The 26,756-nt window shown below is 60.8% G+C and carries 33 protein-coding genes and 1 riboswitch; of the genes, 12 read left to right on the top strand and 21 right to left on the bottom strand.

The genetic code is table 11. The features are described from left to right. Positions 1-900 precede the first annotated feature (900 nt). A complete protein-coding gene (locus R4P65_RS31820; RefSeq protein ID WP_317829518.1) occupies positions 901-1,746 on the bottom strand; it encodes a serine hydrolase in 846 nt (281 codons plus the stop codon). A 49-nt stretch (positions 1,747-1,795) separates the two neighbouring features. After that, positions 1,796-2,701, bottom strand: a complete 906-nt coding sequence (locus tag R4P65_RS31815) for a class I SAM-dependent methyltransferase (RefSeq protein ID WP_317829515.1) — start codon at positions 2,699-2,701, stop codon at positions 1,796-1,798. Positions 2,702-3,279: 578 nt separating this feature from the next. Between R4P65_RS31815 and R4P65_RS31810 the strand changes: the two genes are divergently transcribed. Continuing rightward, complete coding sequence (locus R4P65_RS31810; RefSeq protein ID WP_317829514.1) at positions 3,280-3,765, top strand: RNA polymerase subunit sigma; 486 nt, start codon at positions 3,280-3,282, stop codon at positions 3,763-3,765. Between the two features lie 44 nt (positions 3,766-3,809). Here the strand turns inward: R4P65_RS31810 and R4P65_RS31805 are convergent, their stop codons facing one another. The 5 genes from R4P65_RS31805 to R4P65_RS31785 all read right to left on the bottom strand — a co-directional run bounded on the left by R4P65_RS31805 (position 3,810) and on the right by R4P65_RS31785 (position 7,731). Continuing rightward, entirely contained in the window at positions 3,810-4,580 is a 771-nt protein-coding gene (locus tag R4P65_RS31805) for a glucose 1-dehydrogenase (RefSeq protein ID WP_230815063.1), read from the bottom strand. Beyond that, complete coding sequence (locus tag R4P65_RS31800) at positions 4,577-5,164, bottom strand: TetR/AcrR family transcriptional regulator (protein WP_317829513.1); 588 nt, start codon at positions 5,162-5,164, stop codon at positions 4,577-4,579. Before R4P65_RS31800 ends, R4P65_RS31805 begins: the two co-directional genes overlap by 4 nt. Before the next feature lie 51 nt (positions 5,165-5,215). Then, complete coding sequence (locus R4P65_RS31795) at positions 5,216-5,743, bottom strand: SRPBCC family protein (RefSeq protein ID WP_317829512.1); 528 nt, start codon at positions 5,741-5,743, stop codon at positions 5,216-5,218. A 62-nt stretch (positions 5,744-5,805) separates the two neighbouring features. Next, positions 5,806-6,516, bottom strand: coding sequence for an enoyl-CoA hydratase/isomerase family protein (locus R4P65_RS31790; RefSeq protein WP_317829511.1), 711 nt, complete (start codon positions 6,514-6,516; stop codon positions 5,806-5,808). Positions 6,517-6,543: 27 nt separating this feature from the next. Next, positions 6,544-7,731 carry a zinc-dependent alcohol dehydrogenase gene (locus R4P65_RS31785; RefSeq protein ID WP_317829510.1) on the bottom strand — a complete coding sequence of 396 codons (1,188 nt, stop codon included), beginning with the start codon at positions 7,729-7,731 and terminating at the stop codon, positions 6,544-6,546. A gap of 185 nt (positions 7,732-7,916) precedes the next feature. Here R4P65_RS31785 and R4P65_RS31780 point away from each other — a divergent pair, with 185 nt between their 5' ends. Beyond that, complete coding sequence (locus R4P65_RS31780) at positions 7,917-8,063, top strand: hypothetical protein (protein ID WP_283306116.1); 147 nt, start codon at positions 7,917-7,919, stop codon at positions 8,061-8,063. Between the two features lie 139 nt (positions 8,064-8,202). Here R4P65_RS31780 and R4P65_RS31775 read toward each other — a convergent pair whose 3' ends face one another. Further along, positions 8,203-8,841, bottom strand: a complete 639-nt coding sequence (locus tag R4P65_RS31775) for a PAS and ANTAR domain-containing protein (protein WP_317829509.1) — start codon at positions 8,839-8,841, stop codon at positions 8,203-8,205. A gap of 185 nt (positions 8,842-9,026) precedes the next feature. After that, complete coding sequence (locus R4P65_RS31770; protein ID WP_317829508.1) at positions 9,027-9,902, bottom strand: haloalkane dehalogenase; 876 nt, start codon at positions 9,900-9,902, stop codon at positions 9,027-9,029. A 63-nt stretch (positions 9,903-9,965) separates the two neighbouring features. On the opposite strand from R4P65_RS31770, the gene R4P65_RS31765 reads away from it, so the two are divergent. Further along, positions 9,966-10,424: a MarR family winged helix-turn-helix transcriptional regulator gene (locus R4P65_RS31765; protein WP_230815071.1), complete on the top strand. Its 459-nt coding sequence runs from the start codon at positions 9,966-9,968 to the stop codon at positions 10,422-10,424. Positions 10,425-10,548: 124 nt separating this feature from the next. Here R4P65_RS31765 and R4P65_RS31760 read toward each other — a convergent pair whose 3' ends face one another. The 3 genes from R4P65_RS31760 to R4P65_RS31750 all read right to left on the bottom strand — a co-directional run bounded on the left by R4P65_RS31760 (position 10,549) and on the right by R4P65_RS31750 (position 12,946). Next, positions 10,549-11,163 (bottom strand): hypothetical protein, encoded by a 615-nt coding sequence (locus R4P65_RS31760; protein WP_317829507.1) that lies wholly within the window; start codon positions 11,161-11,163, stop codon positions 10,549-10,551. 49 nt (positions 11,164-11,212) lie between these two features. Then, on the bottom strand, positions 11,213-12,001 hold the full coding sequence (locus R4P65_RS31755) for a hypothetical protein (protein ID WP_230815073.1): 789 nt from the start codon (positions 11,999-12,001) through the stop codon (positions 11,213-11,215). 72 nt (positions 12,002-12,073) lie between these two features. Continuing rightward, positions 12,074-12,946: a hypothetical protein gene (locus R4P65_RS31750; RefSeq protein ID WP_317829506.1), complete on the bottom strand. Its 873-nt coding sequence runs from the start codon at positions 12,944-12,946 to the stop codon at positions 12,074-12,076. A gap of 369 nt (positions 12,947-13,315) precedes the next feature. Here R4P65_RS31750 and R4P65_RS31745 point away from each other — a divergent pair, with 369 nt between their 5' ends. Further along, complete coding sequence (locus tag R4P65_RS31745) at positions 13,316-14,692, top strand: wax ester/triacylglycerol synthase family O-acyltransferase (RefSeq protein WP_317829517.1); 1,377 nt, start codon at positions 13,316-13,318, stop codon at positions 14,690-14,692. Between the two features lie 73 nt (positions 14,693-14,765). Here the strand turns inward: R4P65_RS31745 and R4P65_RS31740 are convergent, their stop codons facing one another. From R4P65_RS31740 to R4P65_RS31715, 6 genes are all read right to left on the bottom strand, one after another. Beyond that, positions 14,766-15,623: a hypothetical protein gene (locus tag R4P65_RS31740; protein ID WP_317829505.1), complete on the bottom strand. Its 858-nt coding sequence runs from the start codon at positions 15,621-15,623 to the stop codon at positions 14,766-14,768. Positions 15,624-15,648: 25 nt separating this feature from the next. Next, a complete protein-coding gene (locus R4P65_RS31735; protein ID WP_317829504.1) occupies positions 15,649-16,422 on the bottom strand; it encodes an ABC transporter ATP-binding protein in 774 nt (257 codons plus the stop codon). Continuing rightward, entirely contained in the window at positions 16,419-17,459 is a 1,041-nt protein-coding gene (locus R4P65_RS31730; RefSeq protein ID WP_317829503.1) for a FecCD family ABC transporter permease, read from the bottom strand. The genes R4P65_RS31735 and R4P65_RS31730 overlap by 4 nt, the downstream gene beginning before the upstream one ends. Next, on the bottom strand, positions 17,456-18,208 hold the full coding sequence (locus R4P65_RS31725; RefSeq protein ID WP_317829502.1) for a class I SAM-dependent methyltransferase: 753 nt from the start codon (positions 18,206-18,208) through the stop codon (positions 17,456-17,458). The genes R4P65_RS31730 and R4P65_RS31725 overlap by 4 nt, the downstream gene beginning before the upstream one ends. Continuing rightward, positions 18,209-19,204 (bottom strand): ABC transporter substrate-binding protein, encoded by a 996-nt coding sequence (locus R4P65_RS31720; protein ID WP_317829501.1) that lies wholly within the window; start codon positions 19,202-19,204, stop codon positions 18,209-18,211. Positions 19,205-19,261: 57 nt separating this feature from the next. Next, positions 19,262-19,443: riboswitch (cobalamin riboswitch) on the bottom strand. A 46-nt stretch (positions 19,444-19,489) separates the two neighbouring features. Then, a complete protein-coding gene (locus R4P65_RS31715) occupies positions 19,490-19,699 on the bottom strand; it encodes a hypothetical protein (protein ID WP_317829500.1) in 210 nt (69 codons plus the stop codon). Here R4P65_RS31715 and R4P65_RS31710 point away from each other — a divergent pair. Together R4P65_RS31710 and R4P65_RS31700 are read left to right on the top strand one after the other, a co-directional pair. Next, positions 19,663-19,917, top strand: a complete 255-nt coding sequence (locus R4P65_RS31710; protein ID WP_317829516.1) for an SIP domain-containing protein — start codon at positions 19,663-19,665, stop codon at positions 19,915-19,917. The two genes, R4P65_RS31715 and R4P65_RS31710, sit on opposite strands and share 37 nt — an antisense overlap. Before the next feature lie 764 nt (positions 19,918-20,681). After that, positions 20,682-21,473, top strand: coding sequence for an SDR family oxidoreductase (locus R4P65_RS31700; protein WP_317829499.1), 792 nt, complete (start codon positions 20,682-20,684; stop codon positions 21,471-21,473). Here R4P65_RS31700 and R4P65_RS31695 read toward each other — a convergent pair. Next, positions 21,430-22,389, bottom strand: coding sequence for a DUF1214 domain-containing protein (locus R4P65_RS31695; protein WP_317829498.1), 960 nt, complete (start codon positions 22,387-22,389; stop codon positions 21,430-21,432). The genes R4P65_RS31700 and R4P65_RS31695 overlap by 44 nt on opposite strands. Before the next feature lie 204 nt (positions 22,390-22,593). On the opposite strand from R4P65_RS31695, the gene R4P65_RS31690 reads away from it, so the two are divergent. The 4 genes from R4P65_RS31690 (at position 22,594) to R4P65_RS31675 (ending at position 25,150) form a co-directional block, all read left to right on the top strand. Then, the gene (locus tag R4P65_RS31690) at positions 22,594-22,995 is read left to right on the top strand and encodes a nuclear transport factor 2 family protein (RefSeq protein WP_317829497.1); all 402 of its coding nucleotides are present in this window, start codon (positions 22,594-22,596) and stop codon (positions 22,993-22,995) included. Between the two features lie 164 nt (positions 22,996-23,159). Continuing rightward, positions 23,160-23,315, top strand: coding sequence for a DUF6131 family protein (locus R4P65_RS31685; protein WP_003945564.1), 156 nt, complete (start codon positions 23,160-23,162; stop codon positions 23,313-23,315). Between the two features lie 136 nt (positions 23,316-23,451). Further along, positions 23,452-23,928, top strand: coding sequence for a hypothetical protein (locus R4P65_RS31680; protein ID WP_003945539.1), 477 nt, complete (start codon positions 23,452-23,454; stop codon positions 23,926-23,928). A 64-nt stretch (positions 23,929-23,992) separates the two neighbouring features. Continuing rightward, entirely contained in the window at positions 23,993-25,150 is a 1,158-nt protein-coding gene (locus tag R4P65_RS31675; protein ID WP_317829496.1) for an AI-2E family transporter, read from the top strand. Between the two features lie 7 nt (positions 25,151-25,157). Here the strand turns inward: R4P65_RS31675 and R4P65_RS31670 are convergent, their stop codons facing one another. Then, positions 25,158-25,373, bottom strand: coding sequence for a hypothetical protein (locus tag R4P65_RS31670; protein ID WP_095971309.1), 216 nt, complete (start codon positions 25,371-25,373; stop codon positions 25,158-25,160). 186 nt (positions 25,374-25,559) lie between these two features. Here R4P65_RS31670 and R4P65_RS31665 point away from each other — a divergent pair, with 186 nt between their 5' ends. Beyond that, positions 25,560-25,829 carry a DUF4235 domain-containing protein gene (locus tag R4P65_RS31665; RefSeq protein ID WP_209448388.1) on the top strand — a complete coding sequence of 90 codons (270 nt, stop codon included), beginning with the start codon at positions 25,560-25,562 and terminating at the stop codon, positions 25,827-25,829. A gap of 38 nt (positions 25,830-25,867) precedes the next feature. Here the strand turns inward: R4P65_RS31665 and R4P65_RS31660 are convergent, their stop codons facing one another. Continuing rightward, positions 25,868-26,275: a RidA family protein gene (locus tag R4P65_RS31660; RefSeq protein ID WP_317829495.1), complete on the bottom strand. Its 408-nt coding sequence runs from the start codon at positions 26,273-26,275 to the stop codon at positions 25,868-25,870. 111 nt (positions 26,276-26,386) lie between these two features. On the opposite strand from R4P65_RS31660, the gene R4P65_RS31655 reads away from it, so the two are divergent. Beyond that, complete coding sequence (locus tag R4P65_RS31655) at positions 26,387-26,602, top strand: BldC family transcriptional regulator (RefSeq protein ID WP_230815090.1); 216 nt, start codon at positions 26,387-26,389, stop codon at positions 26,600-26,602. Positions 26,603-26,756 lie beyond the last annotated feature (154 nt).

Here is a 26,756-nt window from a genome sequence, read left to right as displayed (position 1 = left end):
GTCGTCATCACGGCACCTCCCTCGCTGAGCATTCACTCAGCGTCTGGGGCCGAAACACCGATTAAGAAACAGTCCCCATTTATCGAGCTGGTTCCGGAGAAATGCGAACGCATCTAAACTAACGTCCAGCATTAGGATTGTTTGAAGTTTTGACGAAGTTCGAGCTACGGCGGGGCGGCCGATATATGACCAGCTAATTGCGTGCACAGTATCAATTCAGACTCTCGGATCCCTGAACTGGTATTGCGGTCGATCAGCGGAAATCGCTAGTGGTTACATGTGAAATCCAAAGCTGAGGAGAGGTATCAAGGATAGTGCTGCAATCGATTCGTTATCGCGGTCGAGGTTCCGATAGAGTTGCATACCTTCTGTGTCGAAACTTCGTCTACCTTGCAGTCTGTGGTTGAGGCTGTCGCCAAGAATATCTATCGGAATCGACGCGCCCAGAAATTTTTCTCAAAAATTACCCACCTGCGAATTGGGAACTATTCGTGGGTCGCGGATAATGGGAATATTGCTAGTGGGGCTGTTATTTGTGGCAATTTGCTCACATCTTGCTGAGTGGGGCATTTCAGTCGAATTGTTGCCTGGTCGAGAAATAATCTCATTGATGCTTTACATTGGGAATTGCACGATGCACGTTTCATCCTCCAGTGTTAAACGAAAGGACGAACGCAATGGGTAGCTTGGAAGATTTCGACATCGCGACACTTCTTCAGAAGGTCATCGCATTCTTCGACGGATTCTCGTCGGACGAGACTGAGCCTCCCACGGGCTAAGACTTACCGAAGCCGCTGCGCATCCTGGTGACACCGGATGCGCAGCGGTTCTCTGTATCCGGCCCTCTCCACGGTCGAAGGTAGGAGTCTGCGTCCGTGGGTTCAACCCGCCCAGTGCGCTCTAGCTGGTTGCATCCTTCTGGATCAAGAGCATCGCGGCGTCTACCGGATCGAAGTACAGAGCCGGGTCGGCAACCAGTGCAGCCTCCTCACCATGGGTTTGCATGGTGACAACCCACGCACGATCGTCGTGTTCCATGTAATAGGCACCCGCAAGGACCCCGATGGAGCTGCCGCCCTTGAATCCGCCGTAGGTTAACCAATTCGCGGACTCGTCACTGAGCGCCGGATCCTCGGCGAGTATGTCTCTAACGGGTGCGCCGCTCTCGGTCTTCGCCGTCTCTTGCAACGAGACCAACGCGGCACGCAGGCCGGCAGGCGAGGCGAACCAATCGATGTCGAAAGGCCATGCGGGGGTGGTGAATGCAGACGCCGGGATGTCCACCAGATCACCCGGCAGCGCCGCGAGTATCGCTCGACGCTCGTCCGGAGTTCCGTCGCGCCAAGCGATACGTTGTGCGCCTTCGTCGCCCCAGCCGAGTTGGAACAGTGCGCGGGTCGGCTTGAGCGGGATGTTGAGCGAAGGATCCGCCATGCCCATCGGGGCGAACTCGGCTTCGACCTGCTCGCGCCCGACAGCAGCGATCAGCATGTCGGTGGCGGTGTTGTCGCTGATCGAGATCATCTTGCCGGCGGTTCCCCGGACCGTGGCTTCAGTTCCCGATGGCAGGTCCTGCATGGTCCCACCGGGCATCGATTTGAGGTCGTCGGTGATGGTGAGTTTCTGATCCCAGGAGAGTGTCCCGTTCTCGACAGCCGTCGCGACCGCGCCGAGGACGTACAGCTTGATCGTTGACCCAGTCGGCTGGGGTGACGTGTAGTGGTGACACGCACGTTGAAGCTGGATAAATGGGAGAAGGTCTGCACCCGAGGAACTTTCGTGATGACAGTGAGAGTTAGTTCTTGGTGGCGGCCAAAAAGGACGGTTGCGTCGACAGTGCTGCGATTTCTTCGGGGAGTTCGGGGAGTTCGGGGAGTTCGGGGATCCGGTGATCGTACAGTTCTGCCAACTCGACTGAGCTGAAGCGACGGACGGTCCAATTGTGTTCAGCCAACCACTGCCCCGGATCGGATCGTTTGTCGCTGTAGAACAGTTGCGAAATGTCAAGGTCTCCGAACGGGTCCTTGGTGAAGTATTTGGATCTGATGGCCGCTAGCTTGCTCGGGTCGGTTCCGGCCGGAAAGTCGTTCACCGCCAAGCGACTACCGGTGGCCGAGAGTTCGTCGATCCGCTCGAACAGGGCGTCGTGGGCCGGGCCCGGGAGATAGGCGAGCAGGCCTTCCGCCGACCAGGCCGTGGGTTCGCTAGGATCGAAACCAGCCTCCTCGAGTGCGTTCGGCCAGTCGTTGCGCAGATCAGTAGGCACAGTGCGTCTATCGGCCTTCGGCTGTGCGTCGTGCGCAGCGAGCACTTCGGCCTTGAACTCCAACACCTTCGGCTGATCCACTTCGAATACTGTCGATCCTGAGTTGAAATCCAATCGGTACGCACGTGAATCCAAGCCTGCCGCAACGATTACCGCCTGGGTTACTCCGGATTCGGTTGACGACAGGAAGAATTCGTCGAAGAATCTGGTTCGCAAACCCATGAAACCGCCGAAGGGTGTGTCGTCGAGGAGTGCGGGGTCTTTCAGAAGAGCTGTGAAATGTGGCTCGGCTGCGGCTTCTACGAACCACGATGCGAACTTGTCTTCGATGATCGCGTCCGGACGGGTGCTCTCCAATGCTCGGAACGTTGCCACTGCCAGCGCGGTGAGTCCGACGCTACTGACGATGTCCCACGTATCTCCATCGCTTCGCATTGTCTAGGTGTCCTTCCGCTCTTGACGACTGAGCCGAACTCTCTCGACCTTACGCCCGTGTGACCCCTTGTCGCGTGGAACGGAACGGTCGGACTTGGAGCAGCAAAGACAAGCCCGAGAAATCGAAAAGTTCTGCAGTGCAAGGCGTTCGGTTTGAATCAACACCCTGCCAGTAATTTGCCAGGTTAGTGCCAGTGGGCGGCAAGGATGCAGGACTTCACTGGTGTGTGTCCCATTCACGACTGCGTGAGACAGCCTCGAGAAATCTACGGAGAACGGATTGTTCATGACACGACCATCCGCACCGGAACGACGCAAGAAGTTGGAATGGCGATCAGGGTGGTGATCGCTCCCAGGATTGGAGCCATGGTGGAAACGGCGGGCAGGGCGGTACCTGGGATCAGGGCGGTGCCTGGGATCGGGGCGACGGCCGGGGTCAGGACAACCAGAATTAATGGCAACGCCGGCAAGATCATGCACCCGCGCCGACTGTGAACCGCTTCGCCGGACTATTCGGTTCCAGTTGATCCCTCGGATTGCACAACGAATTTCCGTCGAGAAAGAGAGAATGTGAGCCCATGCTGCAGGAAGGCTCGCTGGAGGTGCTGGTCGCCGCGGCACGGAGCGGTAGCCGTGAGTCCATGACCAGTTTGTATGCGGCATTTCGTCCGATGGTTGTGCTGCGGTGCCGCGCCGAGCTTGATCGGGCCGTCTCCGACTCCGCCGCGGATGCCGCGTGCGTCGCGGTTCTCACGGCAGTGTGCGACGGATCGGAGACGAATCAGCCGTTCCTGCGCCTGTTGTACGCGCGAACGAGCGTCGCGATTGCTCGGGCGGCATCCGACGGGTTCAGCGGTGGGCCGCTTCCGCCTCCAACAGACCTTCCGGTTGTCGAACGCGACGTCCTGGTGTTGCGGTTGATCGTCGGCCTCGACATCAAGGCGACTGCCACATCGCTTGCCCGTACGACCGATCAGGTGTCACTAGACCTGCATCGGGCGCTACAACGACTGCGAAAGTTGTCTTCTCCGAATGCAATCAGGGAGATGTTGGTGTCCACCTGAGGGTGCTCGGACTGCGCAGACTCAGGCGGGGGTGGAACCCGACTTTACTGACCGGCGATGTACTCGATCGACGGTCCGGCAGTCCAGCCACCGTCGACGGCGATCTCGGAACCCGTTGTGTACGAGGCATCGTCGGAAAGAAGGTAGGTGACCGCACCGACCAACTCTTCCGGGCGACCGACACGGCGATACGGATTGTTGGGGAATGCGCCTTCTTCGAGGCTGATACCCGTCGGTGCAGTCATGGGCGTCAGGACCATGCCGGGGTGAACCGAGTTGACCCGGATCTTGTCGCGACCGAGCTCGACGGCAGCGATCTTGCTCAGTCCTCGCACACCCCACTTGGCTGCGCCGTAACCGCTGGTCAGAGCCATGCCCATCAGACCTGCGGCCGAGGAAATGTTCACGATGGATCCGCCGCCGGCGGCCTTCATGAACGGGACCACCGTGTGGATACCGGTATGTACGGACACCAGGTTGATCTGGATGATCCGTTGGAACGTTTCGAGGGGTTCATCGGTGACAGTCTGGCCGGAAGCGGAGATTCCCGCGTTGTTGACCAGTCCGTTGATTGCGCCGAACTCGGACACGGCGAACTCGACGGCGGACTTCCACGATCCCGGGTCGGTGACGTCGAGATGAACGTAACGCGCTGCCTCGCCGAGAGATTCGGCTACCGCTCGGCCGTCTTCGTCGAGGATGTCGCCGATGACCACGCGCCCGTTGCCTGCGACGATGCCGCGCGCAAACGCTTCACCGAGGCCGCGGGCGCCACCGGTGACTAGAACGGTTTTTCCGGAGAGATCTTGAGTCATGATTGTTCCTTACCTGTTGGGTGCGCGAGATACGACGTCGAAAACGCGTCGAGTGCGCGGTTGATTGCCGTGAGTGCAGGTGTTCGGTCGTCTGCCATTTCCCGCAGTGCTGCGACCACGGCGAGCGTCGATTGACCCGCCGCTGCAGTGGCGTCGAGCGAGTTTTCCGGTCGATCGATCAGCCGGGCCACTTCGGGGCGAATGAGCTCCATCGTCTCGAAAGTCGCTGATTCCCACACTCTCCGGAGTGCGGCATCGCCGAAGATGATCGGCATCAGGGATCGTGTCATGTCTTCGAAAGACTCACCGACCGAGGCGACGAAGGCGTTCCGGACAGCCGGCGCCAGTCCGGAATCGCGTGGCTGCTCACCGAGTGCAGCGACGAGACTCCGGTTCCCGTCGTCGAGCATCGGCCAGATGCTCTCCTCTTTGGTGGCGAAGCAGCGGTAGAACGTTCGCTCGGAGATTTCCGCGCGCTCCGCGAGCTCGGCGATGGTTGTCGAAGTATCACCGCGTTCGACGAAAGCGGCAGCACAACTCTGCGAGACGCGGAGAAGCAGTGCGGTGCGGCGGGCTGTTGCCATATCCGCACTGTACCAAAAGTGGCAGAAACTGCCACAAATGGTGTCGGCTGGTCAGCCGGCGTTACCTTCGATGCCGGAAACCTCCTGCTCAACTGCGTTCTTGAGGTTCAGGAGCGTCTTGCGGATGTTGCCGCGCTGAAAGTCGGCGAACGTTTTTCCTCCGGTGGCAATTTTGTCGAAAATCTCGGCGGCGAAGTCCGGCCAGCCGCGTCTGTCGTCGGTCCACGTTTCGGTAACTCGGGTTCCGTCGGGCACCGGTGAAAATCGGTACTGCCAGGTTGCGATGGAGGCGGGGATCCGGGGAGTACTCAGGCCGATCTTGTGAACACGGAATTCGAAGAGCTTCCCGGCGTCGGCAGCAGTGACTGTACATCTCGTGGTCCACTGCGCGCGCCCACGCTTGTTGTGCCCGTCGAACTCCATGCCCAGGAAGGCTCTTTCTCTGTCTCCTCGCAAGGTTGCGCCTAAGTTTTCGGGACTCCAGGCACCCATACGAGTGGGATCGCTGATGAGCTCGTAGAGGGAGAGCGCGTCGGCGTTGACGACGACGCTGTCGGAGACGGTAAGTTCGCGAGCCATTTCGGTTTCAGTTTCTTTCTGTGGAGCGTGTGTGAAGCGAGTACGACGGTCGGTGGTATCGGTCAGTTGTCTTTCAGTATCACCTGCTTGTCGATTCCGACTACTGGCGTTCGTAGGAGGGCCAACGGCTCGGCATATAGCAGTTCCTTGATCTCATTGAGCGTGCGTCCACGAGTTCGCGTCAACGTGCGTGCGTAGTCGACAGCTGTCGAGAGCACATCGTCCGCAGCCGCGACTTGATCTACGAATCCTGCTGACAATGCTTCGATCCCGCCGTACCTCCTACCTGTGACGAGTGCGTCGTGGACTGCGCGTGTCGGAAGACGTGATGCAAGTAGGGCGATGCTTCCGGGTGCGTAACTCGCGCCGATAGTGATCCCTGGCAGGCAGAAGAAACCGCGATCCTCTCGCATCACGACGTGATCGTGCGCGGCGGCCAGAATTGCACCACCGCCGAAGGCATGTCCCGGAAGCGCGGCGACGGTGGGCATCGCAAACGTCAACATTCGCGCGAACAAGGTTTGAACGCGGTCGATGTACCCGTTGACCTGATCGGCGTTGTGAAGAATCCAATCTGTATCCAGCCCAGTGGAATAGAACTTGCCCACAGCTGTCGTGACCAGCGCTCCCGGACCGTCGAAGTCTTCGACTTCGGTGAGGAGGTCCTCGACCTGGTCGAGCCACCGGGGATTGAACGGATTCGGCGTATCCGGCTCGCCTTCATTACCCAGGTGGAGGACAAATACTTCTCCGGCGCGATCCAAATACGGCATATCGGGCGATAGTACTGCGGAGTTGGATTACCCGTGCGGTTTCAGTTGGATCTTGACCGCGCCTTCCTGCTTCTTCTGGAAGATCTCGTAGGCGTGTGGCGCCTGATCGAGCGGCAGCTGATGAGTGGAAAAGGCGTCGACGCCGAGTGGGTCGTCGTCAGTGAGCAAGGGCATGATGTCGTCGACCCACTTCTTGACGTTCGCCTGGCCCATCCTGATCTGAATCTGCTTGTCGAACATGGTCATCAGCGGCAGTGGATCAACCATTCCGCCGTATACACCGATCAGAGAAATGGTCCCCCCGCGCCGAACGATGTCGATGGCCGAATAGACAGCACCGAGCCGATCGATCCCTGTGGTGCGCATCGCAGGCGCGGCAAGAGCATCGGGAAGGAGTCCGACGAACTGCTGCGCGAGCTTTCCGATCGGAGACCCGTGCGCTTCCATGCCGACAGCGTCGATCACCGAATCGGTTCCGCGGCCGTTTGTCGCGTCTCTGACGGCATCGCCGATCTTGCTGCCGTAGTCGTCCAGGTTGAGGGTCTCGATACCGCGTTCGGCAAGGCGCGCAAGGCGTTCGGGCACTCGGTCCACGCCGATCACCCGAAATCCTTTGTGGTGCGCGATGCGAGCAGCCATGTCACCGATCGGTCCGAGACCGAGGATGGTCACGGATCCACCCGGCGGGATGTCGGCGTATTCGACCGACTGCCAGGCAGTGGGAAGCACGTCGGAGAGATAGACGAATCGTGAATCCGCCGGACCTTCGGGAACTTTGATGTGTGTGAAGTGTGCCTGCGGGACTCGTAAGTATTCAGCCTGACCACCTGGCACCGATCCGTACAGCTCGGAGAAGCCGAACAACGCTGCGCCCGTTCCCTGATCGCGGACCTGAGTCGTCTCACACTGGGTGTAGAGACTCGAATCGCACATGAAGCAATTGCCGCACGAGATCTGGAACGGGATCACGACGCGATCGCCTATCTCGAGATTCGTGACATCCGACCCGACTTCTTCGACGATGCCCATCGGTTCGTGACCGAGAATGTCGCCTGCGTTCATGAACGCACCCAAAGTCTCGTACAGATGCAGATCTGATCCGCAGATGTTCGTCGTGGTGACCTTGATGATCGCGTCGGTGGGCTCGATGATCGTGGGGTCCGGAACCCTATCGACGCTTACTTTCCGTTTGCCTTGCCAAGTCACTGCACGCACTGGGATCGACCTCTCCTCGTGGAAATGCTGTTCGCAGTCACCTGCCCGAAAGTGTTGAAATGCAAACAAAATCGGTGAGGGTTGCGGGAAGTCCTGAGAGCGATAGATTGAGAGGGAGGTGGGCCGAGGCTCCGGTAAGGTCGCACGCCGTATGACTGACACGACCAGATGACGAGGATGACCGCATGACCGAGAAAGACAACAACGACCAGTCGCCCAAGGGCGGGCACCCAGGGCCCGTGGACAAGGGCGGCGACGGTGGAATGGCAACTCGCGAACAGGCACCTGAACTGGTCGAGGAGACCTCCGACAAGAAGTCCGGCGACGAGTAGTTTCCATTTACTCCGTGTTGGGTAACAACGGGGATAGGCCGCATCGGACCGTCCCGGAATCAATGCGGGCGAGGTTCCTCGAGGTTGAGCAGCCAGCCACGGGAACCGCCTTAAGCAGATCCCTCAACCCTGTTGTCATTCAACCCTGCAACAGCAAGTGATCGAACCGGGTCCGCAGTGGTGTCGGAACCTGGAAGTCGTCCAGTGTCCGAACTATCAACTGTTCGGCGACATCCCTGAGTTTCACGTTGGTCTCTTGAGAACGCCACACGAGGATGTCGAAGGCGCGATCGGCCGAAATGCCGTAGATCACCATGAGCATGCCTTTGGCTTGCTCGATCACTCCGCGAGACACGGTGATTTCGTTGACCAATTCGTCGACGGATGCTTTTACGTTGCTGTCCAGGGTTTCGGTGACGTCGATGTAGAAGCCGGAGCTCCCCACCACTTCACCTGACTCAGCCACGACGCTGTCTCCGACGACGATTACCGAGTGTGTGTTCCCGGCAGTGTCGATGATGCGGTGCCGGCTACTGAACGGGCCGCCTGAAGTGCGGATGGCGAGCAGTGTCTGTGCAACGTGTCTTCGGTCCTCAGGATGCTTGTGCGAGAGCATCAATTCAGTCGTGGGGTCTACTTGTCCGGGTTCGTAGCCGTGAATCCGCGCAACTTCGTCCGACCACTCCCATCGGTCGCCGCTGCGGTGATAGAGAAACCCGCCCACTCTGTGTGGAGCCCCCGATTCCGAGGTCTGTCCCAGCCCGTCCTCATTTACCACCCACGCCCCCTCTACCATCCACGCCCCCTCGTTCTCGACCTCGACCCAACCGGCGTACTCGCCCGTTAGTTATATCGGACAAATCCGGCGGAGGTGGTGTCGGTCCCATATTTCGGAGCAAGGTCTGGGGCGCTACTGCCCGCGTCGGCGAAACGGCGCTCGGAGCGCTTGGCGACGGAGTCGAGTCACTCGCGGATGAAACGGTGTTGCCGCTGTGTCCATTCGGTGATTGCCGCGGCGATTGCCGAGGGCTGATCCTCGGGGGCGAGATGCCCTGCGGGACCGCACTCGGTCACCTCGAGATTCGCGATGTTCGATCGGCTCCACGCGACTTCGTCGGGTCCGACCATGAGAAGTTCGGCGGGGCCGCTGAAGGTGAGAAGGAGTTTGGGTACCTCGGTGCTTTCCGCGAGCAATTCGCTGTACGCCGACACACGTGCATTCACTTCAGCGGGACTTCCTTCGATGGGGAAGGATCGTGGCCACGCGAGCAGGGGCCGGCGACTCTCACGGATGGGGTAGGGAGCACGATAGGCGTCGACGTCTGTTTTGGAAAGACCCCCGAGAACTGTTCTGTGAAGCGCGATTTCGAGGAAGAAGTTCTCGTCGAGTACCTTCGTCTCGCCGGTCCCAGAGGCTCTCAGTGCCGCGACTCGTGCTCGTGCGTCTCCCGGGAAGTGCTCGTCCCAGGTCATCGGACGGAGGATCGTTTCGAACAGTGCGACACCTCGGACGCGATCGGGGTGGCGGGTAGCCCAGTCGAGGGCGAGTGCTCCACCCCAGTCGTGCCCGACGAGTACGACGTCGTCGAGCTCCATCTCGTCGAACCAGGCATCGAGATAGCGGGCGGTGTCGAGGAAACCGTAGTCGATTGCGGGCTTGCCGGACGCGCCCATTCCGATGAGGTCGGGAGCAAGTGCACGGCCGATATTTCCTATGTGTGGCAGTATGTTTCGCCACAAATACGAGGATGTGGGATTTCCGTGGAGCAGTACGAAGGGTGTGCCTTCGCCGCACGAGCTGTAAGCCATGGTCGAGTCGAGCACGGAAATTGTAGGCATTGCGACTCCTCAAAATAGTTTCCATATACTCTAATTGGGATAGTAGCCATGTACTCTATATGTATGCAAGATCGAGAAACATGGACTACGGGGTCGCTGGTGTGGCATCTTGCCCTGCGCTGGCGGGCGGGAGTTGACAGAGCGGTCGCGCATCTCGGGTTGACTCACGCCCAGTATTCGGTGCTTGCGTCACTTCACGGTCTCGTGAGTGAGGGGGAGAGGCCTAGTCAGCGAGAACTTGCCGCACAGACAGGGTTGCAGCGAATCTACATATCCAAGCTCGTGCGAGCTTTGGAGAAGGGCGGATTTGTTGTCAGCGAACGCGACAGCCGCGATGCTCGCGCCGTTTGCCTAGATCTCAGCGACGAGGGAAAACGGGTTATCGTGCTCGCCAAAGACATTGTCCGCGAATTGGACGCGGAAAATACTCGCGTACTGACGAAAGCCGGCGGACGTGAGCTTGCCGAACTCCACCGCGCGCTCGGCGCGTTACTCGACGCCACCGAGGTAGGAGATGAATGAAGCCCTGGTCCACTTTGCGCCGCAACCGATGTGGTCGTGTGTGGGTCCGGGCCGTCGGACGTTCGTTGGGGGACCGACGGAAGCGTCGATCCCCCAACGAGATTTGCTGTCTACCTGTCGATCGTCACGGTGTCACGTTGATCGGCGAGGCCGACGCGAACTGAAGTGTGCCCGACATCGTTGCCGTGCCAGTGGCTGCGGCGGGGCAGACGGGCCCGGTGCCGGTACGCGTGTAGCTCACAGTGCCGGTGTTGCTTGCCACGACGCGCTGGTTGGGAATATCGAAGGGCAGCGGTCCGATAGTGCTGGCCCCGACGGTGACTGTGCAGGTGGATCCGGGCATCGTGACGACTGCTCCTCCTGCAGGAATGACGAGAGATCCCTGAGCCGATCCGGTGTCTGCCGAGACGTTCAATAGCCACGAGCCGGAGGTCGTGACCACAGCGGGTAGACCGTTGGCTTTGCATCCGGTCAGGCTGGGGGTGCCGATGCTGACGTTGACCCCGCCGATGCCGGTGTTGGAGTTACCCGGCGCGACTGGGATGGTTCCGGAGCCCGTGGTGCTGGAGCAGGTGAGTGTGATCGTTCCTGTCTTGATACTGAGATTGCTGCTCGAAGCAGTCACGGCTTGACCCGCTGGAGTGACGACGGTCGAAGCCAAAGCGGTGCCGGCTGCGACTGCAATCGCGGCTGCGGCGGCAGCTGTGACGAAGGTGGTGAGGCGAACTGTATGGGACATCGATATCTCCTTTTTGTCGGTGATACTTCTCGAGTCGCCGGTGCTTGCTCTACTGCGTCCGCAGGCTGTCGGCGCCGATGTTGAACACATCGCTTGTGGTGGTCAAAGAGTTGTGACCACTCGAAGACGGAACGTTCGCGCGAAGATTGACGGCCCAATTCAATGCGCCGAACAGTCCGCATCCAGATGCACCTGGTACCGCGAAGCTCTGGTCGGCGTGCGTCACGTTTCTGACGGCGGCGGTATCCGGAAATCCTGGAACTTCCTCCAGGACACCATTTTCGGACACTCCGAGTTTGAACAGGATTGGGTTGCTCGCAGAACCCAGATAGCAGTTTCCGCCGAGCAGAGGGTTGGAGATCTTCAATCTTGCCGGAAGTGTGACGCCGAGTTGGAATGCGTCGACTGTTGGCAACGCGACCGGCTCGACGGTCGCCTTGATAGTGGTCAGGCCGCCGGGGAACGGAAGACCGAGTCCGAAGATTCCGCCCGGCACCTCGATGGGGGTGGAATAGACGCCTTTGGTGCCGTCAGTTGGAGGTATGAAGATCTGGTCGAACCCGAATTCTGCGTCGGGGTTCTCGCGATAGGCGACACCGCCGGCGATATTCAACGAGCCGGAAGGAATCGGTACTTTGAGCCCGTTGATGTTCATTTCGCCGCCTTTGACGACAACGTCGACGCAGGTGCTCGTCTCCGGATTGGCTATCGGGCACTTGCCCCAACCCCCGAACGGGGCGTTGGGCAGCGGGGCCGCCGTCGCGGTTGACACCGCCCCGAGAGTGAGGACTCCTGCTGCGACGACGGCGAGCGCGGCTCTGAATCGTATTGTGCGCATGGACAAGTGATCTCCGTTCGGGGTGAGAAATCTTTCGGCGCTGACGGTTCCGGCTGGTAGTGAGCTGAATTGCTAGTTGGCGCTACGTTCGGCGATGACGGCGGCGGGTTCGGGCGATCCGGCCGGCTGGGGCCTGAGGCTGTCGGCACCGATGTTGTAGACATCACTCGTTGTGGTCAGGGAGTTGGACGTGGTGGACGAGGGAAGACCGGCACGCCAGTTCACGATGGGATTCAGAACGCCGAACGGACCACATCCGGATGCTGTCGGGACCGCGAAGGGCTGTCCGGTGTGTCCGGTATTTCGAACGACAGCGGTGTCCGGAAAACCTGGAACTTCTTCGAGGACACCGTATTCCGTCACGTCCAAGTTGAGCTGGACGGGGCTGCTGTCCGAGCCTAGGTAGCATTTGCCGCCGAGGAGAGGGTTCGCGATCTTCAGTTTGACGGGTAACTTCACACCAAGCTGAAATGCATCCACGGTGGGGAGTGCAGACGTCGACTCGACGGTGGCCGAGGCCTTGTTCAGTCCGAAGAGATTGTTGAACGGTAGGTCGATTCCGAGTGCGCCGCCGGGGATCTCGATGGGCTTGGCGTAGATCCCCCGACTGTTGTCGTTCGGCGGGATGAATACTTGGTCGAATCCGAATTCAGCCTCCGGATTCTCCCGGTAGGCAACTCCGCCGGCGATGCGCATCGCCCCGGTGGGAATGCTGACGGAGAGCTTGCCGATCTTCATGTTTCCGCCGGTGACTGTGACATCCATGCAGGTACTGGTCTCGGGATTGTCGATGGGACATGAATCCCAACCGCCGAAGGGAGTCTCCACAGTTGGGGCGGCGCCTGCAATACCTGCCGATAGGGCACCCACCGCAGTGACGGTGGCGAGCACAGTTGCGGTGGCGAGCGCGTTGAAAGGCCCACGCGACGTCGAACGTCGGGACATGTATTTCTCCTTTGGGTGCAACCGACCAGTCGGGATTGTGATGATGAGTGACGGTAGTCACGTGTGACTCGGATGTACAGACAATTTGAAACAATTCCGACAAAAGTATTACTGCGATCGGCTCCGCTACTACTTGTGGCCGTGAGCATTGAAATTCGTTGCAATGCCCTGTGTCTCATCATTCGATCCCGAATCGCCGTGAAGTACTTCAGCCAAGATGGCGGTCGTCGAGGGGGACATCGGCCTCCCGCCAAAATCGAGCCGGGCTATGTTTTGTCGGAGTCAACAATGTGGGCAGTCAAGGCGAGTAACTTTGTCGAACAGCGGTTAACCGGTGCTCCGGACACCCGCCCGAGAGAACGGATCGCCATGGCGCTGATGCTGCCGCTCGACTCGATGTTCCTGCTGATGGAGTCACGGGAGCACCCCATGCATGTCGGCGGCCTGTCACTGTTCGTTCCACCGGAAGGGGACGACGGCGAATTCGCTAGATCGCTCTACCGTTCGCTCACCGACGTCGAGTCGATCCGCCCCCTCTTTCGCCGCAAGCCGGTGCAGTTCCTGTCGAACTTCGCGCCGGTGCGTTGGACGGAGGACGAGGACGTCGATCTCGAATATCACGTCCGGTTGCTTGCGCTGCCCAGGCCCGGTCGAGTTCGTGAGCTGCTGGAGCTGACCTCGATGCTGCACGGCACGCTGCTCGATCGGCATCGGCCGCTATGGGAGGCGTATGTGATCGAAGGCCTCGCGGACGGCCGAGTTGCCGTGTACATGAAGACGCACCATGCGCTCATGGACGGTGTGTCTGCTGTTCAGGCGTGGTATCGCAGTCTCTCGTCGGATCCGCTCGATCGAGAGTCGATGCCGCCGTGGGCGCAGCGACCTTCTTCGAGGCGGCTCCGAGCCAGTCGCGGGCTGGACCTGCAGAGACGTGTGGGCTCCGTGATCGACACCGTGCAAGATGTGGTCGGGGTAGGCCCTGCGATAGTGAACGCCGCTGCCTCGGCAGTGAAGGACCACGTCGCACCGTTGCCGTTTGCTGCCCCGAAATCGATCTTCAACGTCCCGATCACCGGAGCGAGGCGTGTAGCGGCGCAGTCGTGGCCGATCGAGCGCCTGCGCAAGGTCAGTTGCGTTGCAGACGTGACGCTCAACGATGCGGTGTTGGCAATGTGCGCGGGCGCGCTGCGGCAATACCTGATCGAACTGGACGAGTTGCCGGACAAACCGTTGATCGCGATGGTGCCGGTATCCCTTCGTAAAGGCGAAGAGGGTGAGGCTTCCGGCAATGCCGTAGGTGCGGTGTTGTGTGATCTGGCAACCGAATTGGCGGATCCGGCGGCCCGACTTCAGAGAATTCACGACTCGATGAGTAGCGCCAAGTCCCTGATGTCAGGCCTGACGCCCCTTCAGATCACGGCGCTCAGTGCATTGAACGTCGCGGGCCTAGGGTTGCCGCTGATCCCTGGTTCCTCCCGACTGATCACCGGGCGTCCAGTCTTCAATCTGGTGATTTCCAACGTCCCCGGCCCGACGACGACGCGATACTGGAATGGCGCGAAGCTCGAGAGTTGCTATCCGGCTTCGATTCCGTTGGACGGGCAGGCAATGAACATCACCGTCATCGGCTACGCGGACACCATGCAGTTCGGTCTCGTCGGCTGCCGCCGTAACGTCCCTCACCTGCAGCGGCTCCTTGGTCACCTCGAGGAATCCTTGAGTGAGCTCGAAGCTGCCGCGGGCTGATCAGTCTGCAATTCCGTTGGCGAGTCCGAACGCTGAGGCCCGCCCACCGATTTCGACGCTCCGAGCGCCATTCTCATTCCAAGTCGTCGACGGTGCGCTCTGCTTCCTCGATCCGCCGCTCAGCAGCACGAAGTGCCTTCTCGGATTCTCGAACCGCAGCGTTACCAGCCTTCTCGGCGTTCCGTGCGAATTGCCGTTGTTGCTCGGCGTGCTCGAGTTCGGCGCGCAGTTCTTCAACGCGACGTTCGACGTCGGAAAGCGTCGTTCTGGCCTCCTCGTGTTCGGCGGTCTCTGCCTTCACCCGGCGGCGGATCTCGTCGGCCTGCGCCGTGGCTTCCTGTAATTCTGCTTTTGCCCTGGCACGTTCGGCCTTCAGGTCCGGAGTTTTCGACTTCGGAGTCTGCGGCTCTTCAACCGGGGTCTGCTGCGGTGATTTCTCTTTCACCACTGCGAGCCCGGCGGGTCCGAAACCGCTGTAACTCGCGGCGGTCACAACTCGTCCCAGTCGGACCTGCGCGGCAGTCTCCTTGTCGGCCAGGGCGGCATTGAGGGTCTGCGCGACATCACGTAACGCATCCTCACCCACACTCTTTCCACGCGAAGCCGCGATCTCACCGGATTTGTGGGCGAGACTCCGCACCACCTGCTGCCTCTGTGTCGTCAGTCGGCGCAGGTCCGGGCCAGACAGATGGCGCTGGGCATCGCGTAGCGATTCGCCGAGCGCCAGAAGTGCATCCAGATCTTGCGGTAGATCGCGCGATATGAGATTCACCAACCAGCCCACGGTGGTCGGCTTCCGAAGTTTTCCGATCTCCGCAGCCAGTGTGCGGTTGTTGTCCTCACGGGCAGTCCTCACATGATGTGTACGCGCCTCGACGAACTCGCCGGGTTCGAGGCCGTATAACTCGTCGGCGACATCATCGAGGGTCACGTATCCATATTGGCACTCGGAACGGTTAAACGTGGCAAGGCGGAAGGTATCGCACGGTGGGTACGCCCCCGGGACCATCCAGGCGGACCTCGGCGTCGACCTGGTAGACCTCGGCTATCAGGTCGGCGGTGAGGACCTCGGTCGGGCTCCCGTGGGCAACGATGGATCCCCGGTTCAGCATCACTATCGAATCGCAGAACATGGCGGCCAGATTCAGATCGTGCAATGCCATGATCGTGGTGGTGGGCAGGCGTCGTACGAGCGCGAGCAGTTCGAGTTGGTGGTTGATGTCCAGGTGATTGGTCGGTTCGTCGAGTAGCAGCTCGTGGGGTTCCTGGGCGAGGGCGCGCGCGATCTGGACGCGCTGTCGCTCCCCTCCGGACAAGGTGTGCCACGACCGGTCCAGCATTCCGGCGAGGCCGGTGTGTTCGATCGCTGCGCGGACGGCGTCGCGATCGGAATCGGATTGCCCGCCCCACAGTCCGCGGTGCGGTGTGCGTCCGAGTTCGACGACCTCGGCAACAGTCAGATCGATCTCGGTGTTGCTGTGCTGGTCGACGGTGGCGATCCGGCGCGCGACGTCGCGGCGTTTCCAGTCGGACAACGGAGTCTGGTCCAGGGTCACTTCGCCGGCTGTCGGACGATTCTGCCCGGCAAGAAGTTTCAGCAGCGTCGACTTTCCCGAGCCGTTGGGGCCGAGAAGTCCCACCGTGCTGCCGGTGGTGGGGGAGACATCGAGGTCATCGACGATGAGTGCCCCGCCGACGCGCCAGCTGATACCGGTTGCTTCGAGTGTCATGGCCTGGCCTTCCGTCTCCAGAGGATGACGGCAAACGCGGGCACACCGACCAGCGCGGTCACCACACCGGCCGGGAGTTCTTGCGGCGCAATGGCTGTGCGTGCCACAGCGTCGACCCAGACGAGGAAGATCGAGCCGATCAGTGCGGACGCGGGCAGCAGTCGCCGGTGACTCGGACCGACGAGAGCCCGCGCCGCGTGCGGGAGGACGAGGCCCACGAAGCCGATGGCGCCTGCGACGCTCACGATCACCGCGGTCATCAAAGCTGTTGCCAGCAACAAGGTCAGCCGTACCCGCCACACGTTCACTCCCAGCGACGACGCCGCGTCTTCACCGAAGGCAATGGCGTCGAGTGCACGGGAGTGAGTTAGACAGACCACGAGGCCGACTGCCACCACCGCCGCGCAGAGCGCGACATCGAGCCAATCGGCGCCGCCGAGTGAGCCCAGGAGCCAGAACATCACACCGCGGGTCTGCTCTGGATCGGCCGAGGTGATGACGATGAACGAGGTGAGCGCGGAGAACAGTTGGGTCGCGGCGACACCGGCCAGGATCACCCGATCCGGCGTGCCGCCGGCCGCATGGGCGAGCAGCAGCACCAGAGCGAAGGAGATCACCGCGCCGATGAAGGCGCCGCTCGACAATCCGACCACCCCTGACCCCACTCCGAGGATCACGATCAGAACGGCACCGGTCGAGGCCCCGGACGAGATACCGAGGACAAACGGATCGGCCAGCGGATTGCGAAGCAGCGACTGCATGATCGCTCCGCACAATCCGAGGCCCGCACCGCAGAGCGCGGCGAGCAGAGTACGCGGCAGACGGAGATCCCACACGATGCCGTCGCGGATAGGGGTGACGTCCGCCGCGGTACCGCCGAGATGGCCGACGACGATCGAGGCCACCTCGCCGACCGACAGACCGGCCGGCCCCAACGTGATCGCCACGGCGGCCGAACCGGCCAGCGTGACAACACCGATCACCCACAGCAGGGTGACGGATTTCGGGTTGTCACGCAGCCGAACTCTTGTCGTCATCTCACGCCGTAGACCACGTAGTCGTCGAACAGTTGCCAGACCGTTCCCGACTCCCGAAAACCTGCCTGCGCGAGCGCCGCCAACTGGAAGTCGACGGCGGTGGGCGCGGCGGCGTCACGTCCGGCGAATCTGCGCTCACGCTCGTCGGTCAGTGCCCCGATGCCGGGAGTGGCCCGCAACCCGTCCCACCAGCTGTCCCACTCGGGAGCACCGGCCGCAAAAGCGGAGCGTTGTGTCTGCTCGTCGTGAGCCTTCGCCCATCGCCTTATGACGGGGGAGCGGCCGTCGAAGCGAAAGTGATCACCGTTGAGCAGGACACCGTCTGGGCTCAGCAGTTCGCGGCACTGCCGGTACACCTCGACGAGCTGCTGCGGTTGCAACCAGTGCAGTGCGGTCGTCGACACGATCGCCTGAACCGGCGCAGTCACTGCAGTCGGCCAATCGGCTCCCGCCAGGTCTGCGTCGATCAGCTGCAGTCGGCCACCGAAACGAGTCGACGACTGACGGGTGACTTCCAGCAGCATCGGGTCGTAATCGATCCCTACAACGCCGGCGTGCTCGAACTTCTCGAGGATCCGGGCGCTCAGTGAACCCGGCCCGCAGGCGAGGTCGACGACCGTGAAGGGTGTCTGCGCGTACTGCAATTCGAGAACGTCGAGAATCACGTCGAAGCGCTTCTCGCGATCCGCGATGTATGCCGCTTGCTGGTCGTCCCACTGACGCACCAGTTCTCTGATCTCCGCGGACATCTAGACCACACCCAACTGGCGCAGCCCGTCGGAGAGCTGTTCGATGCCACCGACATTGCGGATCGAGGGATCCATCGTCGTGCCTTCGAGGATGATGTAACGCTTGTTCTTCACTGCGGTGAGCTTGCTGGCGACCGGGTCCGATTCGAGGAACGCGATCTTGTCTGCGGCACTGTCACCGTCTCCGCCGCGGTCGAGATCAGCGAGCACCAGCACGGTCGGGTCTCGATCGAGCACACTCTCCCAACCGATTTCGGGCCAGTACTGTTTGTTGTCGTCGAAGGCGTTTTTCGCACCCACCGCATCGGTCATGATTCCCGGTGCGCCGCAACATCCGGCGAAGTACGGAGTCTTCGTGGCGGCGTACCACCACGCCAACGTCACGTTTTCGGCTCCCAGTGACGCCGTGGCGGTGGCCGCGCGATCCTTCAGGCTCTCGGTCAGCTCGGAACCTTTGTCTTTGACATCGAACAGTGTTGCCACGTCGCCGATTTCGGAGTAGAGGTCGTCGAGCGTGAGGGCCTTGCTCTGCTCGGCATCCTGACCGGTGCACTCACTGGGCGACTGATACGTCGCGACCCCGAGGTCGGTGAACTTGGTCCGGTCGGCGATGCCTTCCGAGGTGAACGTGTAGTTGAAGGTCGTGTAGACCATGTCCGGTTCGCGTTCGAGGACACTCTCGAATGAAGGGAACTCGGTGTCGAAGGCCTTCACCTGACCACGCGCCTCGCGCAGTTCGGGGAGGACGTCGTCATCGCTCATGGCGTAGCCGGCCATCCGGTCCTGCACTCCCAGCGCGAACAGCATTTCGGCCGCAGGCTGATTTACCGCGATCGCCCGTTCGATCGGTCGCTCCACCGTGACGTCTCGGCCACAGTTCTGGACTGAGGCGCTGGATTGTTCGGCAGAACTGTCGTCGGAGGAACAGGCAACCAACGATGCGCCCAACAGGGCTGCAACGGCAGCGGCGGGTAGGCGAAGTCTGGACAGACGCATGGAATCTCGTTCTCGCAGGGGCTCGTTCGCGGAGCCCGTTACCGTGTGAACAGGCGTCTGTTGACCCCTGCTGCCAGCCGGTATTCGGACTCGAGATCGCCCCACCCGAGCGCCTTCCCAGATTCTCATCCAGTGGCGTAAGCCCGGGCGGTCACCCTCACCGCTGCGCGTCAGTTCCGGATTCACACCGGATTCCCTGACCCCCTGTGTGGAGGTCTGCTGGCACAGAGGAACTTATCACCGCAGTGCACGGCCGGTCAGGTCGGCCGGTGTACGCGATCAGATCTAGATGGCCAGGTCGTCGATGTCGGTCAGGGTTCCGCCGTCGGCGAGGATGCGCTCGTAGTTCTCGCGCCGATGGAGGTCGATCTCGGTGTTGCTGACGCCCTGCTTCGGGTAGCCGAATATCGCGACGTCGTTTTTGTCGAGCCCGACGGTCGACCGAAAGTGCTTCCGGATTGCGCGCTTCTCACTGCGCTCACCGGCGCCCGACACTACGTAGCTCTCGGGATCGGCGAGCTCGCTCTCTTTTTCTGGACGACACCGCAATACCGGCGTTGCAATCGATCATCGAGCAGTTGCCTGCCGACGTCGTCGGAATCGGCTGGGTCACAACAGATGACGAGGTCGCCTGCACCGAACTGCCCACCCTTCCCGGTCTGGCTCTTCTGTCCGTGCAGGACCACGTCGATGACGATCGATCCGCTCGCTGAATCGTAGGAACTCACCGTGTACACGCGCGAAGCGTCGTCGAAGTCCGGTCCGAGATTCATGCGTACCGTCACATTCGGGCGTGACCAGGTTGGGTCGTCGGTCGACTCGCTCAAGCGAGCGGTGATCCTCAGTAGATGGTCGCTCGGTCGCTCCATTGCCTCGACGGTCGCGAGAACGTCGTTGAGTCCGCGATTGTGGTCGGCGCTGCGTAGCACCGCAGTTGGCATCTTGGTTGGCATCTTGGTTGGTGTAGTGCCGCCGACGTCCGGTGCACATGTCATCAGTTGTGCTCCTGGATCGGATTGTTGAGGTGACGACCAGGTTAGTGTTGCCTAAGTAGGTTCAGTTGTCCGGAAGCGACATCTGTTTACCTGAAAGGACACGCTCCGCGAACAATGCGTTTGAGCGACCTGTGCTCGCGCTGCTACCGTGCTTGTGATGTCCATACGCCGCTCTTCTCTCGCTTCCGGCCGTGCACTGCGCACGGCCCGATTCGGCGTAGCGACATTCCGACGGGGGCGTAAGGCGATCGACCGCCGCCCCTCTGGTCTCGTCTGGATCGAAAGAGCCTTGGCCGCACCGGCCGGATCCGTCTGACATTCGCCACTTCGGCGGGCATTGCCTCGCTGAGATTTCGCAGTGCCGCACCTGTTGCAGTGCTGCGCATTTCCCGTACCTGAAGTTTCTCGCGGGTGAGTTGTGAGTGTCGGCGCCACCGAGCCTGGATTACCAGCCAACTCGTTTTCGTGAAAGGTACACAGCAATGAATCGTTTCGAAGGTCGTCGTATTCTCGTCACCGGCGCAGGATCTGGAATCGGGCAGGCCACCGCGCTGCGGTTGCTCGCCGAAGGTGGCCGAGTGGTTGCTGCCGACATCTCCGAGAAGGGTTTGGCGAACACCCGGAAGTCGGCAGAACATGCCTCGACGGAGGGGCGCCTCGACACCCTCGTCGTCGATATCGGTGACGAGAGTTCCGTCATCGAGGTTGTGGGTCAGGCGATTTCGACTCTCGGCGGATTGAACGTACTGGTCAACGCCGCCGGGATACTGCGTGGTGGGCACACCCACGAGACCTCGCTGGACCTGTGGAATCAGGTGCTCTCCGTGAACTTGACGGGCACTTTCCTCGTCACTCGTCAGGCACTGCCGGCTCTCCTTGCCGCCGGCAACGCAGTCGTGGTGAATTTCAGTTCCACCTCCGCTGCCTTCGCGCACCCGTACATGGCCGCGTATGCCGCAAGTAAGGGAGGAATCCAGTCCTTCACTCACGCACTGGCTCTCGAATACGGCAAGCAGGGTCTGCGTGCCGTCGCGGTAGCTCCGGGCAGTGTGAAGAGCGGGATCACCGACACCACGGCGTCGTACTTGCCTGAAGACACCGACTGGTCGCTCTTCGGCAAGTTGTCACCGATTCTGAGCACTGATCTGGAGTCCGGTGGTGCCCCCATGGCCGGGCCGGAAAGTGTTGCGGGAGTTATCGCGATGCTGGCATCCGACGATGGTGCCTTCATCACGGGCACGGAGATCCGTGTCGACGGCGGCACACACGCCTGATTCTGCGTCCGTCTGACGGCCTACCCCCCAGGCAGGCCGTCAGACGCGAGCCGTCATTCTCGCGAGCGAGTGATGGCGGGGACGACGTAGGACTGATCGAGCACGGCGGCGAAGGTTCGTACATTCTCAGTACCGGTCGGAAATCCCCGCGCGGGGCGGGCAGCCAGTTTGCCTTCGCCGTGAGATCTTTCGGCTCTTCGTGGCTGATCGTGATCGTCAGCGACCAGAAGGCGCTCACCGGCGGAGTGGGGTCGAGTCTGATTGTGTAGGTGTGGGTTCCGTTCAGCTGCTCGCCCTGATCGTCGACGTAGGTCATGATGTACGCCGCTTCGTAAGGGTGGTTACCCCACAGCCCGCCCGTGGCGGCCGCGGCGCGTTCGACGATGCGTAACCTGGGATCGGCGATCTTGAATTGTGGATCGTCGATTGTGCCGACCTCGAAGTAGTCGAGGTTGTAGTCGAAGGCGTGGAAAGTCAGCTTCCAACCGTTGGCCTCGGGGCTGGAGCCGTGCGTGAGTGCTTCGTGCAGATTCTTCTCTCCGGCGGTCAACCCGTCTGCGAGCGCCGCAGCGTCGTCGGCAGACAGCGATACATAGGGAGAAGCCCCGTGCTCGGTGATTCCGATCGGCGAGAACGAATCCTGGAGTTCTCGATCGCGTGGGGCCGGCGGAAAGGCCTGTGACCAGATGCGGAATTTCTCGAGGAACAGGAGGTCCTGGCTTACCCCGGAGTCGGGGACTGGGAGATCCGCCGAGTTCCCGGTGGAGTCGACGACGGTCAGGGTGGTGGCGTCCTGCAAGGCGTGCACCGCGGGGAGGTCGCCGTCGCCACCGCATGCCCACCAGCCCACGATCGACGCAATGTTCGTGGGAAATCTGATTACCGTGGTCTGGTCCGGCGGGGTTCGCTCCGACACCGTCGTGAACGTACCGATGGACCTGGTCGAGATTGAAAACGAGGGGAAATCCGTAGATATACGCCTGAGCTGCATTCTCGGTGCGGCTGGTGTCGGTCATCTCTGCCCTCTCGTCGTTCATGTCGGTTCGACGTCCGCCTTGCGGGAACCCTGTCGTCGGGGCATCACCCGCCAGGGGTGACGCCCCGACGACAGGGAGAAAACATGTCGGATCAGGAGAGTGCGGCGTTGATCGCTGTCGCAGACGAGTGGAACGTCGCGATGTGCTCGAACGACGCCGAACGGATCGGCGACTTCATGGCAGACGACTGGGTGATCGTCTCGGAATCCGGGGTGTCGACCAAAGCGGAGTTTCTGGGCTTCGTGGCCTCGGGTGACCTGACGCATTCGGCGATGGACCGCGTCGGGAGCGCTCGCGTGCGTTTCTTCGGTGACGTTGCACTGTTCACCACGCGGATCACCAATACTGCGCACTACGACGGCAGGCAGTACGACGCCGACGAGTGGACCACCGACGTGTTCGCCCGGCGAGACGGTCGTTGGCGCTGCGTATTGAGCCACATCACGCCGGCGGTCGAGGCGAAGATCGAGGACGTGGAACCGTGACGGAGAAGTAAAAGAAAGGCTGATGTTTTAACGGCGACACTATTGGGTAGTAATACGAGTTTCGTATTTATGAATGTATTTATCGGATTTATCGATTGAGAAGTTTCTGTAGTAGCGTCAGTTGAGTAGATCATTTTTATACGCATACCGGATGAGGTTCTCACATGATTGTTCTCGGCATTATTCTGGCGTTGATCGGCTTTTTCACGGGGTTGAGCATTCTGACCACTGTCGGCATCATCTTGGTCGTCGTAGGTGCAGTTCTGTCTATCCTCGGTGCTACCGGGCGTGCAGTGGGCGGACGAAAAGTCTGGTATTGATCGATACTGCGCGAGTAGCTGAGAAAGCGGTACCCGATCTCTTCGGAGATCGGGTACCGCTTTTTTGTTATCGATTTACGTTTTGGTGCATCCACCCCGAAATCTGACTCTGAGCGGCATCGGGTAAACATGGAGGATGCTTTCTCGAGACCATGACGAAGAGAAATCTGCCGAGCGATTCAGATTCCCTCGCAGATGGAATCAGGTTGACGAATCACGCCGCGGCTTGGTGTTGGCGTGGGTGGCCTTCACATTGACGTTCGGTGGAGCACGTCTGGTGACGTGGTTGATCCAGATCGATACCAGGGATGTCGGCGACATCAGCGCCGGTGGCACTCACCTGCATCACTATCTATGGGGAATTCTGCTGTTGGCCGGGGTGGCGATCTTCGGACTCGTAGACCGAAGTCCTCGCGCAAGAACCTGGATGGGCATCGCGTTGGGCATTGCGCTCGGACTCATCGTCGACGAGGCCGCGCTACTGATCACTCTCGACGACGTCTACTGGCAGAGCGACGGTTGGCCGAGCATCGCCATCGCTGTGTCGATCATCGGCGTTGTGGGAACCGGGCTCGCGCTGACACGAAGCGGAGCGGAGAAGCCGCGAGGTTGATCCGATTACGGCACGGGTACTCACTCCCGTGCCGGGAAGTCCTGCGGATCGTGAGGTGGCTTGAATGGATCCCAGTTCCGCGGATCGATCACCGGAATCCGAAAGCGAAGTCCAAGCCGTAGATCCGATGGCTGAAGCGGAACGCGAAGCCGCGGCATTGGCGACGCCCGTCCGGCCGCTGGGCAAACCCGGACCGAGATTCGATCGTCGTTCACCGTTCTTCATCGGTCTGAGTGCCGCGGCCGGAGTTGCCGTGACGTACGCGGTGATCGAGGTGCTGCTGGCGGCGCGAGGCATGCTGATCCTGATCGTGGTCGCGCTGTTTCTCGCGGTGGGCATTGAACCCATGATCGTCTGGCTGGAGCGGAGACATTTCCGGCGCTGGATCGCGGTCACCGTGGTACTCCTCGGAATTGCAGTGATGTTGGCCCTGTTTCTCGTCGCTGCGATCACCCCGCTGGTCGAGCAGGGACGTCAGTTTGCATCGCACGCTCCCGAACTTCTGACACACATTCGTGACCGGTACCCGATCGTCAACGACCTCGACGAGAAGTATCACCTCGAACAGCACCTCACTACACAACTGGATGGTTCGGGTTCTGCGCTCGCGACGGGTTTGCTCGGTGCGGGGCGGGCGGTGTTCAGCGCAGTCGCCGACGCCGGAATCGTTGCTGTACTGACGACGTACTTCTTGGTTGACTATCCACGAATCCGCACGAATCTGTATCGGCTGGTGCCACATTCGCGGCGGCCCCGAGCAATCGCCATCGGTGACCAGATACTGGCAGGTGTTGGTGGGTACGTCCTCGGCAATGTTCTGATCTCCGTGATCACCGCAGTGTGCACCTTCGCTTGGTTGTTGATCTTCGATGTGCCGTACCCGTTGATCCTGGCACTGCTGGTCGCTCTGCTCGATCTGATCCCGATAGTCGGTTCCACGATCGCAGGGGTTATCGTCGCCCTGGTCTCCCTGACAGTCTCTGTCCCAACGGCATTGGCGACAGTTGCGTTCTTCATCGCGTTACGTCTGCTCGAGGACTACCTACTCGTTCCGAAGATCATCGGCAAGACGGTGGCGGTCCCGGCGTTGGTGACTGTGGTCGCGGTCCTGTTGGGCGGAGCGTTGCTCGGTATTGTCGGTGCGTTGCTGGCGATTCCGGTCGCTGCGGCCTTGCTGCTGCTCGCAAGGGAGACGCTCTTCCCCCGTCTGGATGCTTCTTGACCGGCTTCTATCGGGCGCTTCGCGCGCGACGCCGCGAACCAGGATTCGGCTTGGGGCACATCCGAGTCGGGATGGTTTCCCCTTCGTCGGTGATGCGGAATACCGATACTTTCTCGCTACACCCGTGATTCAGATCGACCGCGTATGCGATGGCGGCGCGATCCGAGACGAAATCTTCCATCACCGTAGTACCGTCCGGTAGTTCGATTCTGTAGTTTTCCATGACTTACCCAACCTTCTTTCGCTAAGACGATCCTACCCGGCCCGCGAAATGGCAAACCGTGGAACATAACGTGCGACAGTCAACTTCGCGCCGCGTCGGTGCAATGTTTCGACAGTTCGCCTGCGGGGTAGTGAGAGCCGGTCAGCCGCTCAAGCGGTACGAATCGAACTACGGAGGATCCGCGCAATGAGCGCAGTATCGAAAGCGATGTACAAGCCACTCTCGCTGGCTACGAGCGTCCTGGGCGGCATTTTGGCGGGCGCTGTTTTCCAACAGGTGTGGAAGCGCATCGGTGACGACAAGAATGCGCCCGAGCCCAAGGATCTGAGCAGGTCGAGTAGGGAAGTCCTGATCGCCGCTGCACTGCAGGGCGCCATCTTCGCTGTTGTGCGAGCCGCCGTGGATCGTGCGGGGGCAAAGGGCTACCGGGCCCTTGCTCACGAAGATCCCCGGTAGGAAAGATCCCCGGTAGGAACGTCCAGCCAGGTTCGAGTTCAGTCGACGACGGCCGCGATTGCCTCGATCTCGACCAACTGATCGTCGTAACCGAGAACGGTCACTCCCATCAGAGTGCTCGGGGCGTCATGATCGGCGAACGCGTCGCGGACTACTTCCCACACCGCGACGAGGTCTTCTTGACTGCTCGACGCCACCAGAACGCGGGTGTTGATCACATCGGTGATGGACGCGCCGGCGTCCGAGAGGGCGGTTCTGAGGTTGTCGACGGCCTTGGCTGCCTGTCCCGCGTAGTCGCCGATGGCGGCGGTGGAGCCGTCCTCGTTCAACGGGCACGATCCTGCGAGGAAGATCAGTCGGGTCTCGGCGGGAGCCGTTGCTGCATAGGCATATTCAGCGACTGAAGAGAGTGATGTGGAACGGATCAGAGTTACCGACTTCGACATAGTTTCCCCAAGAGGTAGTAAAGTTTTGCAGCGAGTCTTTCACAGCACACCTGGGGTAGCCAATTCGTCATCGGACCCGTCCATTCGGGCTGCGGCTGCGAATGTCTGTCAATGAGCCGAGAAGAAGAGCACACAGCACCTGTCGATGAGTGGCTGACGACCAAACAGGTTGCGGCACTGTTCCACGTCGACCGGACCACGGTATCCAGATGGGCGAGGGAGGGCAAAGTCGGAACCCTGAGAACGCTTGGCGGACATCGGAGATACCGACGATCGGAGATCGAGGCGTTGTTGCGCAACCGCTCGACGACGCTCGATCCCAAGTAACCTCCGGCACGAAGCAGACGGGTCGACGAGCGCGATGAGGGCTCGGCGACCCGTCTGGTCAGCAGGAAGTAATTACCCCTTGGGGACGCGGACGATGAGTGCGTCGCCTTGTCCGCCGCCGCCGCAGAGTGCGGCTGCGCCGATGCCGCCGCCG

It is taken from the genome of Rhodococcus sp. IEGM 1318, assembly GCF_033142465.1.
Classification (GTDB): Bacteria; Actinomycetota; Actinomycetes; order Mycobacteriales; family Mycobacteriaceae; genus Rhodococcus_F; species Rhodococcus_F qingshengii_B.
This window is presented reverse-complemented; position numbering and strand designations above follow the sequence as displayed.

Excerpts from the sequence above, each read along its gene's own strand:
- R4P65_RS31655 (WP_230815090.1), top strand. The coding sequence starts at position 26,387 with ATGAGCCGAGAAGAAGAGCACACAGCACCTGTCGATGAGTGGCTGACG.
- R4P65_RS31765 (WP_230815071.1), top strand. The coding sequence starts at position 9,966 with ATGCAAGATCGAGAAACATGGACTACGGGGTCGCTGGTGTGGCATCTT.
- R4P65_RS31720 (WP_317829501.1), bottom strand. The coding sequence starts at position 19,204 with ATGCGTCTGTCCAGACTTCGCCTACCCGCCGCTGCCGTTGCAGCCCTG.
- R4P65_RS31665 (WP_209448388.1), top strand. The coding sequence starts at position 25,560 with ATGAGCGCAGTATCGAAAGCGATGTACAAGCCACTCTCGCTGGCTACG.
- R4P65_RS31685 (WP_003945564.1), top strand. The coding sequence starts at position 23,160 with ATGATTGTTCTCGGCATTATTCTGGCGTTGATCGGCTTTTTCACGGGG.
- R4P65_RS31700 (WP_317829499.1), top strand. The coding sequence starts at position 20,682 with ATGAATCGTTTCGAAGGTCGTCGTATTCTCGTCACCGGCGCAGGATCT.
- R4P65_RS31675 (WP_317829496.1), top strand. The coding sequence starts at position 23,993 with ATGGATCCCAGTTCCGCGGATCGATCACCGGAATCCGAAAGCGAAGTC.
- R4P65_RS31730 (WP_317829503.1), bottom strand. The coding sequence starts at position 17,459 with ATGACGACAAGAGTTCGGCTGCGTGACAACCCGAAATCCGTCACCCTG.
- R4P65_RS31680 (WP_003945539.1), top strand. The coding sequence starts at position 23,452 with ATGCTTTCTCGAGACCATGACGAAGAGAAATCTGCCGAGCGATTCAGA.
- R4P65_RS31690 (WP_317829497.1), top strand. The coding sequence starts at position 22,594 with ATGTCGGATCAGGAGAGTGCGGCGTTGATCGCTGTCGCAGACGAGTGG.
- R4P65_RS31750 (WP_317829506.1), bottom strand. The coding sequence starts at position 12,946 with ATGTCCCGACGTTCGACGTCGCGTGGGCCTTTCAACGCGCTCGCCACC.
- R4P65_RS31805 (WP_230815063.1), bottom strand. The coding sequence starts at position 4,580 with ATGACTCAAGATCTCTCCGGAAAAACCGTTCTAGTCACCGGTGGCGCC.
- R4P65_RS31760 (WP_317829507.1), bottom strand. The coding sequence starts at position 11,163 with ATGTCCCATACAGTTCGCCTCACCACCTTCGTCACAGCTGCCGCCGCA.
- R4P65_RS31800 (WP_317829513.1), bottom strand. The coding sequence starts at position 5,164 with ATGGCAACAGCCCGCCGCACCGCACTGCTTCTCCGCGTCTCGCAGAGT.
- R4P65_RS31815 (WP_317829515.1), bottom strand. The coding sequence starts at position 2,701 with ATGCGAAGCGATGGAGATACGTGGGACATCGTCAGTAGCGTCGGACTC.
- R4P65_RS31745 (WP_317829517.1), top strand. The coding sequence starts at position 13,316 with ATGGCGCTGATGCTGCCGCTCGACTCGATGTTCCTGCTGATGGAGTCA.
- R4P65_RS31660 (WP_317829495.1), bottom strand. The coding sequence starts at position 26,275 with ATGTCGAAGTCGGTAACTCTGATCCGTTCCACATCACTCTCTTCAGTC.
- R4P65_RS31810 (WP_317829514.1), top strand. The coding sequence starts at position 3,280 with ATGCTGCAGGAAGGCTCGCTGGAGGTGCTGGTCGCCGCGGCACGGAGC.
- R4P65_RS31670 (WP_095971309.1), bottom strand. The coding sequence starts at position 25,373 with ATGGAAAACTACAGAATCGAACTACCGGACGGTACTACGGTGATGGAA.
- R4P65_RS31795 (WP_317829512.1), bottom strand. The coding sequence starts at position 5,743 with ATGGCTCGCGAACTTACCGTCTCCGACAGCGTCGTCGTCAACGCCGAC.
- R4P65_RS31735 (WP_317829504.1), bottom strand. The coding sequence starts at position 16,422 with ATGACACTCGAAGCAACCGGTATCAGCTGGCGCGTCGGCGGGGCACTC.
- R4P65_RS31770 (WP_317829508.1), bottom strand. The coding sequence starts at position 9,902 with ATGCCTACAATTTCCGTGCTCGACTCGACCATGGCTTACAGCTCGTGC.
- R4P65_RS31755 (WP_230815073.1), bottom strand. The coding sequence starts at position 12,001 with ATGCGCACAATACGATTCAGAGCCGCGCTCGCCGTCGTCGCAGCAGGA.
- R4P65_RS31780 (WP_283306116.1), top strand. The coding sequence starts at position 7,917 with ATGACCGAGAAAGACAACAACGACCAGTCGCCCAAGGGCGGGCACCCA.
- R4P65_RS31790 (WP_317829511.1), bottom strand. The coding sequence starts at position 6,516 with ATGCCGTATTTGGATCGCGCCGGAGAAGTATTTGTCCTCCACCTGGGT.
- R4P65_RS31725 (WP_317829502.1), bottom strand. The coding sequence starts at position 18,208 with ATGTCCGCGGAGATCAGAGAACTGGTGCGTCAGTGGGACGACCAGCAA.